Source organism: Streptomyces sp. NPDC031554 (genome assembly GCF_055580685.1).
On record NZ_JBVIKX010000005.1, the window covers coordinates 493,064 to 511,496 of the forward strand.

General features: G+C 72.6%; 13 protein-coding genes. 10 read left to right on the forward strand and 3 right to left on the reverse strand.

Annotated features, from left to right (window positions below; genetic code table 11):
- Nucleotides 1–122: 122 nt before the first annotated feature.
- Both ACZ5FU_RS16895 and ACZ5FU_RS16900 read right to left on the reverse strand, forming a co-directional pair.
- Nucleotides 123–1,733, reverse strand: coding sequence for an NADH-ubiquinone oxidoreductase-F iron-sulfur binding region domain-containing protein (locus ACZ5FU_RS16895; protein WP_401469612.1), 1,611 nt, complete (start codon nt 1,731–1,733; stop codon nt 123–125).
- The gene (locus ACZ5FU_RS16900; protein WP_469045488.1) at nt 1,730–3,022 is read right to left on the reverse strand and encodes a cytochrome b/b6 domain-containing protein; all 1,293 of its coding nucleotides are present in this window, start codon (nt 3,020–3,022) and stop codon (nt 1,730–1,732) included. Before ACZ5FU_RS16900 ends, ACZ5FU_RS16895 begins: the two co-directional genes overlap by 4 nt.
- A 413-nt stretch (nt 3,023–3,435) precedes the next feature.
- Here ACZ5FU_RS16900 and leuS point away from each other — a divergent pair, with 413 nt between their 5' ends.
- The 9 genes from leuS (at nt 3,436) to ACZ5FU_RS16945 (ending at nt 15,749) form a co-directional block, all read left to right on the forward strand.
- Nucleotides 3,436–6,312: a leucine--tRNA ligase gene (leuS, locus tag ACZ5FU_RS16905; protein WP_469045489.1), complete on the forward strand. Its 2,877-nt coding sequence runs from the start codon at nt 3,436–3,438 to the stop codon at nt 6,310–6,312.
- A gap of 260 nt (nt 6,313–6,572) precedes the next feature.
- On the forward strand, nt 6,573–7,310 hold the full coding sequence (locus ACZ5FU_RS16910; protein WP_469045490.1) for a hypothetical protein: 738 nt from the start codon (nt 6,573–6,575) through the stop codon (nt 7,308–7,310).
- Between the two features lie 93 nt (nt 7,311–7,403).
- Nucleotides 7,404–8,249: a DegV family protein gene (locus tag ACZ5FU_RS16915; RefSeq protein WP_451528213.1), complete on the forward strand. Its 846-nt coding sequence runs from the start codon at nt 7,404–7,406 to the stop codon at nt 8,247–8,249.
- A 231-nt stretch (nt 8,250–8,480) separates the two neighbouring features.
- Entirely contained in the window at nt 8,481–9,518 is a 1,038-nt protein-coding gene (locus ACZ5FU_RS16920; RefSeq protein ID WP_469045491.1) for a ComEA family DNA-binding protein, read from the forward strand.
- A 146-nt stretch (nt 9,519–9,664) separates the two neighbouring features.
- Entirely contained in the window at nt 9,665–12,370 is a 2,706-nt protein-coding gene (locus tag ACZ5FU_RS16925; protein ID WP_468836097.1) for a ComEC/Rec2 family competence protein, read from the forward strand.
- Nucleotides 12,371–12,374: 4 nt separating this feature from the next.
- Complete coding sequence (locus ACZ5FU_RS16930; RefSeq protein WP_468642823.1) at nt 12,375–13,271, forward strand: arylamine N-acetyltransferase family protein; 897 nt, start codon at nt 12,375–12,377, stop codon at nt 13,269–13,271.
- A 165-nt stretch (nt 13,272–13,436) separates the two neighbouring features.
- Nucleotides 13,437–13,682: a hypothetical protein gene (locus ACZ5FU_RS16935; RefSeq protein ID WP_451528239.1), complete on the forward strand. Its 246-nt coding sequence runs from the start codon at nt 13,437–13,439 to the stop codon at nt 13,680–13,682.
- Between the two features lie 278 nt (nt 13,683–13,960).
- Complete coding sequence (gene holA, locus ACZ5FU_RS16940) at nt 13,961–14,950, forward strand: DNA polymerase III subunit delta (RefSeq protein ID WP_451528240.1); 990 nt, start codon at nt 13,961–13,963, stop codon at nt 14,948–14,950.
- Nucleotides 14,951–15,353: 403 nt separating this feature from the next.
- The gene (locus ACZ5FU_RS16945; protein WP_451528241.1) at nt 15,354–15,749 is read left to right on the forward strand and encodes a nuclear transport factor 2 family protein; all 396 of its coding nucleotides are present in this window, start codon (nt 15,354–15,356) and stop codon (nt 15,747–15,749) included.
- Between the two features lie 270 nt (nt 15,750–16,019).
- Here ACZ5FU_RS16945 and rpsT read toward each other — a convergent pair whose 3' ends face one another.
- Complete coding sequence (rpsT, locus tag ACZ5FU_RS16950; RefSeq protein WP_363088202.1) at nt 16,020–16,286, reverse strand: 30S ribosomal protein S20; 267 nt, start codon at nt 16,284–16,286, stop codon at nt 16,020–16,022.
- 220 nt (nt 16,287–16,506) lie between these two features.
- On the opposite strand from rpsT, the gene lepA reads away from it, so the two are divergent.
- Complete coding sequence (lepA, locus tag ACZ5FU_RS16955) at nt 16,507–18,375, forward strand: translation elongation factor 4 (RefSeq protein ID WP_451528242.1); 1,869 nt, start codon at nt 16,507–16,509, stop codon at nt 18,373–18,375.
- Nucleotides 18,376–18,433: the final 58 nt, after the last annotated feature.

Sequence of the window (18,433 nt, forward strand, 5' to 3'; positions counted from 1 at the left end):
TTCCCCCGCTCGTGCCCCCCGCGCGCGTACGGCGGAAAACGGGCCGAGGGGCCGCGCTCCGCGCGGTGCGGCCCCTCCCGGTGCCGCCGCGGCGACGGGAGCGCGGCGGCGGCCGGCGGCGGTCAGCGGCCCAGGGCGCGGCGGCCGCGGCCCTGGGAGAGGACCGGAAGGTTGCGGGAGGGCTCCTTCGCGCGCGTGTCCTCCTCGATGCGCAGGGCGAGCGCCGGGCAGCGACGCACCGCGCGCAGCGCCTTCGCCTCCGCGTAACGCGGCACCTTGGCCTGCGCGACCGTCGGAAAGCCGTCGGCACCGAGCTGGAAGACCTCCGGGAGGATGTCCGCGCACAGGCCGTGGCCACGGCACAGGGTCCAGTCGACGAAGATCTTCTGACGGCTGTCCCCGGCGTCCTCGGGCGCTCCGCCGGCCGAGATGCCCGCGGGGGCCATGCCGCCCTCGAAGAGCGGCAGGACGCCCTCCACGGGCCGTCCGCAGCCGTTGCCCAGGACGTGGGCCGCGAGGTCGTCCGTGAACGCCTTGATGGTCGACTCCAGGAACATCGCGGAGCCGTCCGGGTGCGAGCAGGCGCCGCGCCGCTTGACGTTCTTGGCGACCTGCTTGAGCGCTTCCAGGGCGGCCGGGCCGCCGCCGTTGATGATGTCCTCCAGGCCGCGGGCGGCGGCCGGCAGGCCGAGGTAGCAGGGACCGCACTGCCCCGCGCTCTCCTCGGCCAGCCACTGGGCCACGCGCAGGGACTCGCCCAGGGGGCAGGTCTCCTGGCTGATCGGCAGGATCGCGCCGGCGCCGAGCGCGCCGCCCACCGCGTCCAGGGAGTTGCGCGAGACGACCGCCTCGTTGACCGTCGCCGCGTCGATCCACTTGCCGTGGTAGCCGCCGGTCAGCACGCCCTGCGGGACCGGCGGGGCGCCGGCCAGCTGGAGGACGTAGCGCAGCGGGACGCCCGTGGGGACCTCGATCACCATCGGGCGGGCGACCGCGCCGGAGACCGTCAGCATGACGGTGCCCGGCTCGTCGTACAGGCCGGTGTTGCCGTAGCGCTCGGGGCCGATGCGGGCGCCGATGGCCAGCTGGGCGAACGTCTCGGCGTTGGACAGCAGGGTCGGGGCGCCGCCGACGCCGTTCTGCGAGGCGCTGACCTTGCGGCCGGGCGGGATCGCCGGACCACCGTCGATGGAGCGGATCACGGACGCGGCGGCGCCGGTGACCATGCGGATCGGGTTGCGCTGGACGAACGCCTTCAGTGCCGAGCGGCGGCCGTTGCTGAGGCCGCGCTCGGCCAGTGCGGCCTCCATGGAGCGCTGGGTCGACTCGCGGGTGACCGCCACCACGAGCGTGCGGGCACCCAGCGCCTCCGCGACCAGCAGCGCGCCGTCCAGGATGAGGTGCGGGGCACGGTTGATCAGGACCGTGTCCTTGCGGCAGGCCGGCTCGTCCTCGCTGCCGTTGACGACGACGACCGGCCGGACACCCCGTTTGATCGCCGCGTCGGCGACGGAACGCAGTTTCTTGTGGAAGGGGAAGCCCGCGCCGCCGCGGCCCTTGAGGTTGATGCGTTCCGAGAGCTGCGCGAGTTTCTCCCCGCCCATGGGTTCGAGTGGCCCGTGCACCTTCAGGTGCATGGGCAGATCGAGTCTCTCGACAAGGTCGAAGCCCGACGTGAGCTGCGGAAGGCCGACCACGCGGACTTCCGGGACGTCGGGCAGGGCCTCGTTCACCTATAGCCTCCGGAAGGCATGTTCCAAGGTTCGCCCGAACCCGGCGCGTCGAAGGACGCCCCGGGGGATGGTTCATCGGCGGGACCGCTGTTGTACGTGTCGTTCGGGTTGTACGCGTCATACCGGGTGTTTGTCTCACCGGTGTCGTACACATCACTCCCGCCGTACCCGCCGGTGCCCGGATTGCCATAGACCGGGATGGTGAATCCCGTGTCCTGGAGCGGGTCGTAGACCGACTGCGGGGCCTCGCCGACCGGTGGCGGGGAGGGGATCGGCCAGCTGCCGGAGGTGCTGCCGCCGCCGTCCACGCGCGGGACGGCCTCGGTGGCCTGCAGGTCGAACGGGAGGTCCATGCGCGCGGTCTGGCCGGACGCGAACGACTGCTCCGCGCGCGGGGGCGTCGAGACGGCGCGGTAGGCGGCCGCGAAGCCGTTCGCCGGCTCGGGCGCGGGGGTGTCGAACAGGGGCGACGACGGGGGCGTGCCGCGCCCGGAGTCCGCCGTGTCCGCCCCCCGGCCGGGGCGGCTCCCGTAGCCCGGCAGCGACTGGGACTCGGCCATCCGGGCCCGGCTCGCGTCCAGGGCGTCGCGGCCGGCCGGCTCGTCGGTGCCCAGGACCGTGGCGATGCGGTCGGCGACCTGGCGCTTGAAGGGGCGCGGTGCGGAGCGCAGGGCGAGGGCGGCCATGACGCCCAGCAGGCACAGGCTGTAGAGGATGGTGAAGATCGGTTTGGCCGCGCGACCCGCGTAGAGTCCGTGGATCAGCGCGGCGCACCAGGCCGGGTAGGCCAGCATGTGCATGGCCCGCCAGCGGGCGGCCACCGGGGCGGGCGAGGCGAACCGGCTGCGCAGCGCGCCGGTGATGCCCACGAAGATCATCAGCAGTCCGGCCAGCGAGCCGAGGCCGATCAGGCCGGCGATTCCGGTGACGCCGAGCGAGAACGGGATGACCGCGGCGATGAGCTGGGTGTGGTCCAGCGCGATCTTCGTGGTGATGTGCAGCAGCAGGAACGCGATCGAGGCGACCGCCGTCGTCCGGTGCACGGCCTGGCCGATGAGCCGCTGGCGCGTGTTGAGGAAGATCCGGTCCTGGGCGACCAGACCCCAGATCACCGAGCAGCTGAGCGAGACGAGGGACAGCACGCCCGCGCCGAAGTTCAGGAACGCGCGGAACTGGTCGCCTCCGACCAGCACGACCACGGGTATGAGGAGCAGGACGACGGCGGACGCCACCCCGTAGGCCGACCGGCCGGGCTGGGGGAGCGAGCTGTTACTACGAAGAGGGTTCATGGGGGCAACTCCGAGCAGTTCGGGAAAGCGGTCCCGATGCCGAACTCTAAGTGGGCGCCATACCGATGGGTACGAGGTTTGAGTTATTGCGTTGTTATCAAAGGACAATGCGACCGTGGCCGGTGTCCCTTAGTGGCTGTTACGCGAAGTAATCCCTGACCTTGGTTCAGTTGTGGCGTGGTGCGTACGTGTCGACCAGGCATACGCAAGCGCGTCGCGGCTTGCTCAAGCCCTGCGGTACCCTGAGGTCATGCGTGCCGTACGCCTTCTGCTTAGCGAGCCGCGCTGATCAGTCCCGAACACCGGAGAACCGGACGGTTCGGAATCGGCGCGGCGTCCCCTCCTGTGCGAGGGGATTTTTCGTTTCCCGAGTGGCAGCCGCTGGCAGAGACGATCGATGGAGCTTTGAGGACATGAGCGAGACGAACCCCGCCGCCCCCGTCGAGGTGGCCGCGCCGCACCGGTACACGGCCGCCATGGCGGCCGACATCGAGGCACGCTGGCAGGACGTCTGGGACGCCGACGGCACGTACGCGGCACCGAACCCGAAGGGCGACCTGGCGGGCGACCCTGCGGTCGTCGCCCGGCCGAAGAAGTTCATCATGGACATGTTCCCGTACCCCTCGGGTGCGGGCCTGCACGTCGGCCACCCCCTGGGCTACATCGCGACCGACGTCTTCGCCCGCTACCAGCGGATGACCGGCCACAACGTCCTGCACACCCTCGGCTTCGACGCCTTCGGCCTGCCCGCCGAGCAGCACGCCGTGCAGACCGGCGAGCACCCCCGGATCACCACCGAGGCCGCCATCGGCAACATGAAGTCCCAGCTGCGCAGGCTGGGCCTGGGCCACGACAGGCGCCGGTCGTTCGCCACGATCGACCCGGACTACTACAAGTGGACCCAGTGGATCTTCCTGCAGATCTTCAACTCCTGGTACGACGACGAGGCGAAGAAGGCCCGCCCGATCGCCGAACTGGTCGCCCGGTTCGAGTCCGGTGAGCGGAGCCTGCCCGGCGACCGCTCCTGGGGCGAGCTGAGCGAGGTGGAGCGCGCGGACGTCCTGAGCGAGTACCGCCTGGCCTATGCCTCCGACGCGCCCGTCAACTGGTGCCCCGGCCTGGGCACCGTGCTGGCCAACGAGGAAGTCACCGCCGACGGCCGCTCCGAGCGCGGCAACTACCCGGTCTTCAAGGCCAAGCTGCGCCAGTGGAACATGCGCATCACCGCCTACGCCGACCGGCTGCTCGACGACCTGGACGCGCTGGACTGGCCCGAGGCCATCAAGCTCCAGCAGCGCAACTGGATCGGCCGCTCCGAGGGTGCCCGCGTCGACTTCCCGATCGACGGCGAGCGCATCACCGTCTTCACCACGCGTCCCGACACCCTGTTCGGCGCGACCTACATGGTGCTCGCCCCCGAACACCCGCTGGTCGAGAAGTTCACCCCGGACGCCTGGCCCGAGGGCACGCACGACGTGTGGACCGGGGGCCACGCGACCCCGGCCGACGCCGTCGCCGCGTACCGCGCGCAGGCCGCCTCCAAGTCCGACGTGGAGCGCCAGGCCGAGGCCAAGGACAAGACCGGCGTCTTCATCGGCGCGTACGCGACGAACCCGGTCAACGGCGAGCGCGTCCCCGTCTTCATCGCCGACTACGTCCTGATGGGCTACGGCACCGGCGCGATCATGGCCGTCCCGGCCGGCGACCAGCGCGACTTCGAGTTCGCGCGCGCCTTCGAGCTGCCGATCCGCTGCGTCGTCGAGCCCACCGACGGCCGCGGCACCGACACCTCGACGTGGGAGGACGCCTTCGCCTCCCACGACGCGAGGATCGTCAACTCGTCGAACGAGCGGGTCTCCCTGGACGGCCTGGGCGTCGCCGAGGCCAAGGAGCGCGTCACCGAGTGGCTGGAGCGGTCCGGCCTCGGCGCGGGCACGGTCAACTTCCGGCTGCGCGACTGGCTGTTCAGCCGTCAGCGTTACTGGGGCGAGCCCTTCCCGATCGTCTACGACGAGGACGGCGTCGCCCACGCGCTGCCCGAGTCGATGCTGCCGCTGGAGCTGCCCGAGGTCGAGGACTACTCGCCGCGCACCTTCGACCCGGACGACGCCGACACGCAGCCCGAGACGCCGCTGTCGCGCAACGAGGACTGGGTCGACGTCACCCTGGACCTGGGGGACGGCCGCGGCCCGCGCAAGTACCGCCGCGAGACCAACACCATGCCCAACTGGGCCGGTTCCTGCTGGTACGAGCTGCGCTACCTGGATCCGCACAACTCCGAGAAGCTGGTCGACCCCGAGATCGAGCAGTACTGGATGGGCCCGCGTGCGGGACAGCCGCACGGCGGGGTCGACCTGTACGTCGGCGGTGCCGAGCACGCCGTGCTGCACCTGCTGTACGCCCGCTTCTGGTCCAAGGTCCTGTTCGACCTGGGCCACGTCTCGTCCGCGGAGCCGTTCCACAAGCTGTTCAACCAGGGCATGATCCAGGCCTACGTCTACCGTGACAGCCGCGGCATCGCCGTACCGGCCGTCGAGGTGGAGGAGCGCGACGGGGCGTACCACCACCAGGGCGAGAAGGTCTCCCGGCTGCTGGGCAAGATGGGCAAGTCCCTGAAGAACGCGGTCACCCCGGACGAGATCTGCGCCGAGTACGGTGCCGACACCCTGCGCCTGTACGAGATGGCGATGGGCCCGCTGGACGTCTCGCGGCCGTGGGACACGCGCGCGGTGGTGGGCCAGTTCCGGCTGCTCCAGCGACTGTGGCGCAACGTCGTCGACGAGGCGACCGGTGAGGTCACCGTCGTCGACACCGAGCCGGACGAGGACACCCTGCGCGCCCTGCACAAGGCCGTCGACGGGGTGCGCCAGGACCTGGAGGGCATGCGCTTCAACACCGCCATCGCCAAGGTCACCGAGCTGAACAACCACCTGACCAAGGCCGGCGGCCCGCTGTCGCGCGGTGTCGCCGAGGCCCTGGTGCTGCTGGTGGCGCCGCTGGCCCCGCACATCGCCGAGGAGCTGTGGCGCAAACTGGGCCACACCGACTCCGTCGTCCACCGGGACTTCCCGGTGGCCGACCCGGCGTACGTCGTGGACGAGACCGTGACCTGCGTGGTGCAGATCAAGGGCAAGGTCAAGGCGCGCCTGGAGGTGTCGCCGGCCATCTCCGACGAGGAGCTGGAGAAGGTGGCGCTGGCCGACGAGAACGTCGTCGGCGCGCTGGGCGGCGCCGGGATCCGCAAGGTGATCGTGCGGGCGCCGAAGCTGGTCAACATCGTGCCGGCCTGACGAACACGGGCGGGTACGGCCGGGCCGGCGTTCGAGCGTCGCGGAGGGCGTGCGGCCGGGGCCGGTGCGCGGGGTGCCCCGTGCGCGCGGCTCCGGCCGACGGCTGAGGGGCGCCGGTGCGCGCGGCTCCGGCCGGCACCCGCTTCGGGGTGGTCCCCTACGGGCAGGTTCGGGGTTCCGGCGGAACTCCGCGCCTGCCCGTTGCGTTTACCGTTGAAGAGCGGCGCGTGGCGCGCCGTGTCGGACCGGAGGAGGAGCTCGTGGAAGCAGTGATCGCGATCTTTGCCCTGCTTTTCGTGCTCTTCCTGGCGGTGGGGGCCTATGCGACGGTGAAGGTCGTCGGTGCCGCCAAGCGCGGCGTCGACCGCACCCTCACCCAGGCCCGCCGCACCGTCGAGGACCACACCCTGCGGGCCAAGTCCTTCGCCCAGCCCGGCCCGGCCGGCGAGATCGCCCAGCTCCGCCTCACGCTGCGCACCTCGATGCGGGCCACCCAGGAGGCGCTCCAGACCGGCGTCGCCGAGGACGAGTCCCTCAAGGAGTCCCTCGCCCTCTTCGCGCGCCTCAGCGGGCACGGGCGCGAACTGGACGACGAACTCAAGCGACTGGAGTCCGAACCCGACCGGGCCGCCCTCGCCGAGCGGCTGCCGTCGCTGCGCGAGCGCACCGGGCGGATCACGTCGTCGGCCGACTCCCTGCGCTGGGCCGCCCGTGACCGGGCCCACCGCTTCGCCGACGACGACCTCGACACCCTCCACGCACAGATCGACGTCGAGGCCGGCGCCCTGCGCCACTGGACCACCGCGGACGACCCGGTGCGGGCGCCCTCGCCCTGGCCCGAAGCCCCCGGGACCGGCGGCGCGGCCGGGGACCAGACCTGGTCGGAGACGACCGCCCCGCGCCCGGCGGAGACTCCCGCACGGCCCGCCATCACCCCGCCGGGGCCGCGCCCCGTCCACCCCTGGCAGAAGAAGCCCCGGCCCGAGAGCACCACCTGAGCCGCCCGGCCCGGTACCCGATCCGGTCAACTGCCTCCCGGCCGCGAGGTCCCGGACTCCCGTCCCGCGGATACGGCAGGTAACCTCCAGCTCATGTCCCGCCATGTCGCTATCGTCACGGATTCAACGGCCTACCTGCCGCAGCGGACGATGGAGCGCCACGGCATCACCGCGGTGCCCCTGACCGTCGTCCTCGGCGACCGGGCACTCGAAGAGGGCACCGAGATCTCGACCCGATCCCTGGCCCTGGCCCTGCAGAAGCGACGCTCCGTCACCACCTCGCGCCCCAGCCCCCAGGTCTTCGCGGAGACCTACCGCAGGGTCGCCGAGGCCGGCGCCACCGGCATCGTCTCCCTCCACCTGTCCGCCGAACTGTCGGGCACTCACGACGCGGCGGTCCTCGCGGCGCGCGAGGCCCCGGTCCCGGTGCGGGTGGTGGACACCGGCATGATCGCGATGGCACTCGGGTTCTGCGCGCTCTCGGCGTCCGAGACGGCGGAAGCGGGCGGCACGGTGGACGAGGCGGTCGCGGCCGCGGAGAAACGCGCTTCCGGCACCTCCGCCTTCTTCTACGTCGACACCCTCGACTATCTGCGCCGCGGCGGCCGCATCGGCGCCGCCCAGGCCCTCTTCGGCTCCGCGCTCGCGGTGAAGCCGCTGCTCCAGCTGGACGGGGGGCGCATCGAGCCGCTGGAGAAGGTGCGGACGGCATCGAGGGCGATCGCCCGCCTCGAGGAACTGGCCGCCGACCGCGCGGGCGGCGCCCGTGTGGACGTCGCCGTCCACCATCTCGCGGCCCCCGACCGGGCGTCAGCCCTGGCGGACCGGCTGCGGGCGCGGGTGCCCGGACTCGGGGAGCTGCACGTGAGCGAGGTCGGTGCGGTGATCGGGGCGCACACCGGGCCCGGCTTGCTGGGGGTCGTGGTCGCGGCACGGTGAGGCGGGCCGGGGCTTCGGCTCGGTGACGCGGGTCGGCCCATCGACTTGTTCGGCGCAGTGACGCGGGTCGGCGCGTCGGTCCGTCCGGCCGCTGGTCCGGCTTGCCGGCCGGGCTCGGCCAAGGGGCGGCGTCTCACTCCCACGGGTGGCGGAGTTATCCACAATCGGGCGGTTCTCCCCGGAAATCAATCAAGATCATCGCGGTTCCGCGAGGTGTTCCATTCTCGTGGCATGGCACTTCGATCACGCACACGGACGACCACCGCGACCAGCGGACCCGGGCGCGGACCCGGCTCCGACGGACGCGTCCGGCACCGGCCGTCACCGGCGCGCAGCCAGTTGGGGAACCGCTCCGCACCGGCCGAGGAGCTGCGCCGACGAGCGGAGCTGCTGTTCGGTGAACGGGACGGTGAGCGCCGGGAGTCGGGGGCGGAGCCGCCGGAGGGCGGCGCTCCGGAGAGCGGGACCGGGGGGGCGGGGGAGGCCACCGCCGGATCCGAGGACGACGGCCGTGCGGTGGTGAGCCGTGGGCCGGGGGGCTGGCGGGCGCGGGCCGGCCCGGCGTTGCGGGAGCGGCTGCCGGTGTGGGCACAGGCGCGGTGCGGACTGGAACGCAGGAGCGTGCTCGCGCTGGCCGTCGTGGTGGTCGCCGTCGCCGCGTTCGCGGTCCAGCACTTCTGGACCGGCCGCGCGCAGTCCGTGCGGGCCCCGGAGGTGGTGCGGGCGGCCGCCCCCTACGGAGAGGACGAGCGGGCCGGGCCGGGCGAACCCTCCGCTTCGGCCGCGGCGTCCGGTGGGGCGGACCCGGCGGGAGCAGGCACGGCGGGAGCGCAGATCGTGGTCGACGTCACTGGCAAGGTCCGCGACCCCGGCATCCACCGCCTTCCGGCCGGCTCGCGCGTGGTCGACGCACTGGCCGCGGCCGGCGGGGTGCGGCCGGGCACGAACACGGACGGTCTGAACAGGGCGCGCTTCCTCGTGGACGGGGAACAGGTCGTCGTCGGCGGACCACCGGGGACCGGAGGTCCGGCGGCTGGAGCAGGACCCGGAGGTGGCACGGCCGGAGCGGGACCGTCGGCTCTCGTCTCCCTCAACACGGCCACCGTGGACCAGCTCGACACACTGCCGGGAGTGGGGCCCGTGCTGGCGCAGCACATCGTCGACTACCGGACGCAGCACGGCGGCTTCCGATCGGTGGACGAGCTGCGCGAGGTCAACGGCATCGGCGAGCGCCGCTTCTCCGACCTGCGAAATCTGGTGCGGCCATGAGGGAGACGGAGGCGGTGGACGACGGGGCCCTGCGGGCGGACCCGGCGGTGGACGGACCGGTGGTCTCGGCAGGGGCGGGGACCGCAACAGGTGCGGATGCGGGTGCGGTGGCCGGAGCGGACGCCCCATCACGCGCGCGTCGAGCGGTGCACGCCGCTTCCGGGAGCCGGCTGGGAGCCTCGCATCCACGACAGGAAGGGCCGGCGGATCTGCGGCTCGTGCCGCCCGCGCTCGCGGCCTGGGCCACGGCGGCCTGGACGCTGGACGCGCCGCCCCGGCTGGTGGGTGGTGTCGTACTCCTCTGCCTGGTCGTGGCGGGGGTCCTGCTGAGCGGGTGGGGGAGCGGCCCTCGGGTCGCGCCACCGTCGGCCGTGGGCGGCGCGTCGTCGGACGGCCCGGGAGAGCGTTCGCCCACCGGCACGAGGTCGCAGTCGCCCACCGGCACGAGGCTGCGGCCGCCGGAAGGGCCGAGGAGCCGGTCGCCGGGCCGGTCGCCGGGGTGGCCTGTGGGCGCCCGGTACGCGTGGTCGCGGATGAGCGGGGCCGCGGTGCTGCTCTGCGCTGCCGCGGCCGGGGCGTCCGCCGGTTTGCACGGGGCCGATCTGCGCCGCGGACCGGTACCGGCACTGGCGCGGGACTACGCCACCGTCACCGCGGAGGTGGAGCTGACCTCGGACCCGCGGCTGACCCGGCCGCGGGTGAGGGGGGACCACGCGGCCCCGGACTCCGTGCTGGTCGACGGGCAGGTGCGGTCGGTCGCGGCAGTCTCGGCGGGCGGGGCGGGTGGGGCGGGTGGGGCGGCGGGAGTGCCTGGGGTGGCGACCAGGGCACCGGTGCTCGTGGTCGTCGACGTCCGGGACCGTGCGGGACCGGACGGCGGACGACCGGCGGGTGCCGGCCGGAGCACGCGAGAGGCATGGCTCGGGCTGCTGCCGTCCACCCGGGTGCGGGTGACCGGGCGACTGGCTCCCGCCCTGACGGGCGGGGACCGGATCGCTGCCGTGCTGCGGGTGCGGGACCGTGGGGCGCACGCGGTTCCGGTGGTCGTGCGCAAGCCGTCGGCACCGCAACGCGCCGCGGGCCGGCTGCGCGCGGGGCTGCGGGAAGCTACCGACGAGTTGCCGGGGGACGCGCGGGCGCTGCTGCCGGGGCTGGTGGTCGGGGACACCTCGCGGATCACGCCCGAGCTGGACGAGGCCTTCAAGGAGACGGACCTCGCCCACACCCTGGCCGTGTCCGGGAGCAACCTCACGATCATGCTCGCCCTCCTCCTGGGGCCGCCCGGCCTGGCCCAGCACGTCGAGCGCCGCGGCCTGGCGCCCCGCCTGGGCATCCCGCTGCGGACGACCGCGCTGCTCGGCGGGGCGCTCACGCTCGGCTTCGTCGTCGTGTGCCGGCCCGACCCGAGTGTGCTGCGGGCGGCGGCCTGCGGCGCCGTCGTCCTGCTCGCCCTGGCGACCGGGCGTCGCCGGTCCCTGATCCCGGCACTGGCGACGGCGGTCCTGCTCCTGGTCCTGTACGACCCCTGGCTGGCCCGGAGTTACGGCTTCCTGCTGTCCGTGCTGGCCACGGGAGCCCTGCTGACGCTGGCGCCGCGCTGGAGCACCGCCCTGCGGCGCCGCGGGGTTCCGCCCAGGCTCGCGGAGGCGCTGGCGGCGGCGGGAGCCGCACAGGCCCTGTGCGCGCCGGTGGTGGCGGTGCTGTCGGCCCGGGTCAGCCTGGTGGCGGTGCCGTGCAACCTCCTCGTGGAGTTCGCGGTGGCACCGGCCACGGTGCTGGGATTCATCACCCTGGCGACGGCGCCGTGGGCGATACCGGTGGCGAAGGCGTCGGCCTGGTGCGCGAGTTGGCCGGCCGAATGGATCGCGGGTGTCGCGCGGACCGGGGCGGCGCTGCCCGGCGCGGGAGTGGACTGGCCCGGCGGCTGGGGCGGGGCACTGCTGCTCGCCCTCGCCACCGCGGTGGCACTGCCGCTGGGGAGGCGGCTGCTGCGGAGGCCGTGGCTGTGCGCGGTCTGCGCGGCGCTGCTCCTGCTCGCGGTGGTGCGGCCGTCCCCGCTGACCCGGGTGCTCACGGGCTGGCCACCGCCGGGATGGCGGCTGGTGATGTGCGACGTGGGTCAGGGCGACGCGACGGTGCTGGCGGCGGGCGGGGGAACCGGCGTGGTGGTGGACGCCGGCCCGGACCCGGTGCTGGTCGACCGGTGCCTCGACCGGCTGGGCGTCACCCGGATCCCGCTCGTCGTGCTGACCCACTTCCACGCCGATCACGTGGCGGGACTGGCCGGTGTGCTGCGGGGCCGGGCGGTGGGGGCGATCGAGACGACGGGGTTCGCGGAGCCGGCGGACCAGGTGGCATTCGTACGGAGGGAGGCCGGGGCCCGCGGGGTTCCCCTGGTGCGGGCGGTGGCGGGGGAGCGGCGGCGGCTCGGTTCCCTCGACTGGGAGGTGCTGTGGCCGCCGGCCCGGCAGGTGCCGGAACCGGAGGGGCCCAACGACGCGAGCGTGACGCTGCTCGTCCGTTCGGCCGGGACGCGGATGCTGCTGCTCGGCGACCTCGAGCCTCCCGGCCAGCAGGCGCTGGCACGGTCGCCCGCGGCGGCCCGGTGGAAAGGGGTGGACGTGCTGAAGGTCGCCCACCACGGCTCGGCCTACCAGGATCCGGATCTCGTGCGCGCGGCGGCGCCCCGGCTGGCGTTGGTCTCCGTGGGGGCGGACAACCCGTACGGCCATCCGGCACCCGCCACCGTCGCGGCCCTGCGGGCCACGGGCGCGGTGGTGCTGCGGACCGACAGGGACGGGGCGTTGGCCGTCGTGGGTACGGGCGACCGACTGCGGGTGGCGCCAGACTGAGGGCATGGATTCCGTACAGACCGCCATCGCCACGTCCCCGCTCGACGCGCGTCTGGTCGAGGCGTATCTGCGTCGGCTCGGCGTCGAGTACCCGGCGTGGCCCACCGCCGACGTCCTGCGGGAGCTGCACCTGCGGCACCTGCGGACCGTGCCCTTCGAGAACCTGTCGGTGCACCTGGGAGAGGAGATCGTGCTGGAGGAGAGACGGCTGGCCGAGAAGGTCGCCACGTCGGGGAGGGGAGGGTTCTGTTACGAGCTGAACGGTGCGTTCGGCGCGCTGCTCAGGGCGCTGGGCTTCGACGTGACGCTGCTCGCCGGCCGGGTCTACGGCGATGAGGGGCGACTCGGGATCCCGTACGACCACCTCGCGTTGGTGGTGCGCACGGTGGACGCGGGGGAGTGGCTGGCCGACGTCGGGTTCGGGGCGCACAGCCACTACCCGCTCCGCTTCGAGCACCGGGGGCAGCAGGAGGACCCCGGCGGCCTGTTCCGGATCACGGAGGCTCGTGCGGACGCGGCCGGCGTGAGGGGCGGTGCGGGCCGGCCGGCGCGTGAGGGCGGTGGTGTGCCGGGGGCGGCCGACCTGGACGTCGTGCAGGGCGACAGGCGGGTGTACCGGCTGGAGGTGCGGCCCCGGGTGCTGGGCGACTTCGCGGCCGGGGCGTGGTGGCACAGCACCTCGCCCACGTCGCACTTCACACGGTCGCCGGTCTGCTCGCGGGTCACGAAGGACGGCGGGCGGATCACGCTCAGCGGCCGCCGGCTGAAGGTGACGGGCCCCCAGGGACAGAGCCGGGAGGAGGAGTTGGCGGGGGACGAGGAGGTGCTGGACGTGTACCGGGAGCGGTTCGGGATCGTGTTGGAACGGGTTCCGGTGGCGTGGGGCGGTGACGCGGTCTGAGGAGACCGTCCGGCCTGCACGTCCGGCTCGCACGTCCGGCCTGCACGGCCGGAGAGCCTGTGCGGCGTGGTGGGGCCGGGTGGTGGGACCGGGTGTGACGTGCGGGGCGTCCGGCCACGGCCGACCTGCTCTCCGGCCCCCGTGGACGTGCCGGAAAATGGGTGGGTGAGCGATGTGAGACATGTGCTGGTGCTGCCCGACCGCGACGCCGCCGAGGAGGTCGTGGAAATGCTCGGGGAGCGGTTCGGGGTGAGTGAGGAACCGCAGGTCGTCCGGGACGCGTTGGCCGGTGAGGACGACGCGGAGGACGCGCAGTGGCTGGTGGTGCTGCGGGACGAGGAGGGACGGCTCGACGCGGAGGAACTGCACGCCTTCGCGGCCGAGTGGGACGGGTGGCGGGAGGAGCCGTAGGGGCGACGCCGGAGCCGATGCCGGGCGCCTGCTCCCGGTCCCCGCTGTCGGGTGCCTGTCCGGGGTCCCTGCTGCCGGGCGCCTGCTTCCGGTTCCCGCTGTCAGCTGTCAGCTGTCTGCCCGGGATCCCTGCTGTCTGATGCTCACCCTCGGTCCTCGGTCCTCGGTCCTCGGTCTTCGGTGCCGGGGCCGCGCTCCCGGCCGGCCTCCGTCTCCGGGGCTCGCCCCCGGTCCCCGGCCGGTCCTCGCTGTCACCGCCCCGTGCCATCCTTGACCCAATGGCCAGGAAGACTGCGAATGACGACCCTCTCGCCCCGGTGACGCTCGCCGTGGGCCAGGAGGACCTGCTGCTCGACCGCGCCGTGCAGGAGGTGGTGGCCGCCGCCCGGGCCGCCGACGCCGACACGGACGTGCGTGACCTGACGTCGGACCAGCTCCAGCCAGGCACGCTCGCCGAGTTGACCAGCCCGTCGCTCTTCGCGGAGCGGAAGGTCGTGGTCGTACGCAACGCGCAGGACCTGTCCGCCGACACGGTCAAGGACGTGAAGGGGTACCTCGCGTCGCCGGCCGAGGAGATCACGCTCGTGCTGCTGCACGCGGGCGGGGTCAAGGGCAAGGGGCTGCTGGACGCCGCGCGCAAGGCGGGGGCGCGGGAGGTGGCCTGCCCGAAGATGACCAAGGCGGCGGACCGGCTGGCCTTCGTCCGGCAGGAGTTCCGGGCCATCGGTCGGTCGGCCACCCCGGAGGCCTGCCAGGCGCTCGTCGACTCCATCGGCAGCGATCTGCGGGAGCTGGCGGCGGCGGTGTCGCAGCTCGCCGCCGACATCGAGGGGACCATCGACGAGGCGATCGTCGGGCGGTACTACACGGGCCGTGCCGAGGCGTCGAGCTTCACCGTCGCCGACCGGGCCGTCGAGGGCAGGGCGGCTGAGGCGTTGGAGGCGCTGCGCTGGTCGCTGGCCACCGGTGTCGCACCCGTGCTGATCACCAGTGCCCTCGCGCAGGGCGTGCGGGCCATCGGCAAGCTGTCCTCCGCACGCGGCGGCAGACCCGCGGATCTCGCGCGGGAGCTGGGCATGCCGCCCTGGAAGATCGACCGGGTCCGCCAGCAGATGCGGGGCTGGACGCCCGACGGAGTCTCCCTGGCCCTGCGCGCGGTCGCGGAGGCCGACGCGGGAGTGAAGGGCGGAGGCGACGACCCGGAATACGCGCTGGAGAAGGCCGTGGTGGCGGTGGCGCGGGCGGCCCGTTCCGGGGGCCGAGCGTAGGGACAGGAGCCGAGGGCCGGAGCCGGAGCCGAGGGCCGGAGCCGGACGCTGGAACCGGATGCCGGATGCCGGATCCCAAGGCCGCATTTACAGCCTCCGACCTCACACTTCGGACCTCACCCCTCCGACTCCGGGCCTCCGACCTCCCCCTGGACCCCCAGGCCTCCGACCCCGGCCTCCGGCCTCACCCCCCCCGGACCCCCCGGCCTCCAACCCCCGGCCTCCGCCCTCCCCCTGGACCGCCAGGCCTCCAACCTCCCCCGGACCCCCCCCGGCCCAGGCCTCCACCCCCACCCCTCCAGTCCGTAGGCCCCCTGATCCAGTCGCTGCCACCGGTGGACGGAGGAGAATCGAAGCAGCAGCCGACGCATCGCCCAGGACGTCGGAAAGGCGGCGATCGACCATGGCTGAACACCCGCACGCAGCGCTCGTCCGCAAGGGCTTCGAGGCCTTCTCCCGAGGCGACATGGACACCTTGCGGGAACTGATGGCGAAGGACGCCACGCACCACGTACCCGGCACCCACCCGCTCTCGGGCGACTTCAAGGGCCAGGACGCGATCATCGACATGTACCGGCGGCTCGGTGAGGAGACGAGCGGCACGATGCGCCTGGAGATGCTCGGCATCTGTGTCGACGGCCGCGGACACGCGGTCGGGATGTGCCGTGTCACCGCCGAGCGGCAGGGCAGGCACCTCGACGACACCGGATGCATCGTCTTCCGGATCGTCGGCGACAAGATCACGGATCTCGACGAGTGCCTCGAGGACATCGACAAGAGCGACGACTTCTGGTCGTGAGGTTCGTGAATCCCGCGAGCTTCGTGAATCCCGTGAGCTCCGTGAACTCCGTGAGGTTCATGGGCTTCGTGAGGGCACTCCGCCCGGGAATGCCGGAGGCCCCGGCGCCCGCCCTGGGGAAGGGCGGGGCGCCGGGGCCTCCGGTTCGCGATGCTGGATCCACGCCCGCGTGGCGAACGCAGGCCGCGCGTGGATCCGTGGGTGCCGGTCGGGAGCGGATGAGAGAGGGCCCGCTCTGGGTCTCCCCGGCGATCAGATCAAGAAGAGAGTTCAGCCCTTGAGGGTCGCGACCTTCGAAGCGAGCGCCGACTTCTTGTTGGCGGCCTGGTTCTTGTGGATGACGCCCTTGGAGACGGCCTTGTCGAGCTGACGCGCGGCAGCGCGCTGCAGCTCGGTGGCCTTCTCGACGTCACCCGCGGCAGCGGCCTCGCGGGCCTTGCGGATCGCGGTCTTCAGGGAGGACTTGACGGCCTTGTTGCGCAGCCGAGCCTTCTCGTTGGTCTTGATCCGCTTGATCTGGGACTTGATGTTCGCCACGAAAGAGCCTTTGCAGGTTCAGGCACGGGGCCGCTCGGGTCCCGCACCAGGTGATTTCTTGAGTGTGCCTCGCGCTGAGAGGGCATGAGACACAGCCACCCAGACTACCAGCGGGCCCGGGAACGGCCCAAACCGGTCCCCGGTCGCCGCGCGTGGGACCATGGAACCTACGTATCGATCCGACCCGAGGCATAAGGCGCCTCAAGAGACAGGACCCTGCGTGCCCGCGACCCCTAACAATGTGCCCGAGCCGAGCCGTACCGACCCGGCACTGATCCGCAACTTCTGCATCATCGCGCACATCGACCACGGCAAGTCCACCCTCGCCGACCGGATGCTCCAGCTGACCGGTGTGGTCGAGCAGCGGCAGATGCGTGCTCAGTACCTCGACCGCATGGACATCGAGCGTGAGCGCGGAATCACGATCAAGTCCCAGGCGGTGCGTCTGCCGTGGGCTCCGACCCAGGACCCCGGAAACACGCACATCCTCAACATGATCGACACCCCGGGGCACGTCGACTTCACCTACGAGGTCTCGCGGTCGCTCGCCGCGTGCGAGGGCACCATCCTCCTCGTGGACGCCGCCCAGGGCATCGAGGCCCAGACCCTCGCCAACCTCTACCTGGCGATGGAGAACGACCTCGCGATCATCCCCGTGCTCAACAAGATCGACCTGCCGGCCGCGCAGCCGGAGAAGTTCGCCGAGGAGCTGGCGAACCTCGTGGGGTGCGACCCGGACGACGTGCTGCGGGTCTCCGCCAAGACCGGTGTCGGCGTCGACGCGCTGCTCGACAAGGTCGTGCGGGAGGTCCCGGCGCCGGTCGGGGTCAAGGACGCGCCCGCCCGCGCGATGATCTTCGACTCGGTGTACGACTCCTACCGGGGTGTGGTCACGTACGTCCGTGTCATCGACGGGCAGCTCAACAAGCGTGAGCGGATCCGGATGATGTCCACGAACGCCACGCACGAACTGCTGGAGATCGGCACCAACTCGCCCGAGATGCTGGCGGCCGACGGCCTCGGCGTCGGCGAGGTGGGCTACCTGATCACCGGCGTGAAGGACGTCCGCCAGTCCAAGGTCGGTGACACCATCACCAGCCAGCACAAGGGCGCGACCGAGGCGCTCGGCGGCTACAAGGACCCCAAGCCGATGGTCTTCTCGGGCCTGTACCCGCTGGACGGCTCCGACTACCCGGAGCTGCGCGACGCCCTGGACAAGCTCCAGCTCAACGACGCCGCGCTGGTCTACGAGCCGGAGACCTCCGCCGCCCTCGGCTTCGGTTTCCGCGTGGGCTTCCTGGGCCTGCTGCACCTCGACGTGATCCGGGAGCGGCTGGAGCGCGAGTTCGGCCTCGACCTCATCGCCACCGCGCCGAACGTGGTGTACCGCGTGGTCATGGAGGACGGCACCGAGCACACCGTCACCAACCCGAGCGAGTTCCCCGAGGGCAAGATCAACGAGGTGTACGAGCCGGTCGTGCGCGCCACCATCCTGGCGCCGACCGAGTTCATCGGCTCGATCATGGAGCTGTGTCAGACCCGGCGCGGCACCCTGCTCGGCATGGACTACCTCTCCGAGGACCGGGTCGAGATCCGCTACACGCTGCCCCTCGCGGAGATCGTCTTCGACTTCTTCGACCAGCTGAAGTCGAAGACGCGCGGCTACGCGTCGCTGGACTACGAGCCCACCGGCGAGCAGACCTCCAGCCTGGTCAAGGTCGACATCCTGCTGCACGGGGACAAGGTCGACGCCTTCTCGGCGATCACCCACAAGGACGCCGCGTACGCCTACGGCGTGCGGCTCGTGGCCAAGCTGCGCGAGCTGATCCCGCGGCAGGCCTTCGAGGTGCCCATCCAGGCCGCCGTCGGCTCGCGGGTCATCGCCCGCGAGACCATCCGCGCCATCCGCAAGGACGTCCTCGCCAAGTGCTACGGCGGCGACATCTCCCGCAAGCGCAAGCTGCTGGAGAAGCAGAAGGAAGGCAAGAAGCGGATGAAGATGGTGGGTTCCGTGGAGGTTCCGCAGGACGCCTTCATCGCCGTGCTCAGCAGCGACGAGAACGCGGGTTCGGGCAAGGGCAAGAAGTAACCCGCCGACACGCCGGTTCCGGGGCCCGTCGCGCTGTAGCGCGGCGGGCCCCGCCCCG

What these genes read in the sequence shown, in the direction of transcription:
- ACZ5FU_RS16900 (WP_469045488.1), bottom strand. Translation starts at nt 3,022, where the DNA reads ATGAACCCTCTTCGTAGTAACAGCTCGCTCCCCCAGCCCGGCCGGTCG.
- leuS (WP_469045489.1), top strand. Translation starts at nt 3,436, where the DNA reads ATGAGCGAGACGAACCCCGCCGCCCCCGTCGAGGTGGCCGCGCCGCAC.
- ACZ5FU_RS16915 (WP_451528213.1), top strand. Translation starts at nt 7,404, where the DNA reads ATGTCCCGCCATGTCGCTATCGTCACGGATTCAACGGCCTACCTGCCG.
- ACZ5FU_RS16920 (WP_469045491.1), top strand. Translation starts at nt 8,481, where the DNA reads ATGGCACTTCGATCACGCACACGGACGACCACCGCGACCAGCGGACCC.
- ACZ5FU_RS16930 (WP_468642823.1), top strand. Translation starts at nt 12,375, where the DNA reads ATGGATTCCGTACAGACCGCCATCGCCACGTCCCCGCTCGACGCGCGT.
- holA (WP_451528240.1), top strand. Translation starts at nt 13,961, where the DNA reads ATGGCCAGGAAGACTGCGAATGACGACCCTCTCGCCCCGGTGACGCTC.
- ACZ5FU_RS16945 (WP_451528241.1), top strand. Translation starts at nt 15,354, where the DNA reads ATGGCTGAACACCCGCACGCAGCGCTCGTCCGCAAGGGCTTCGAGGCC.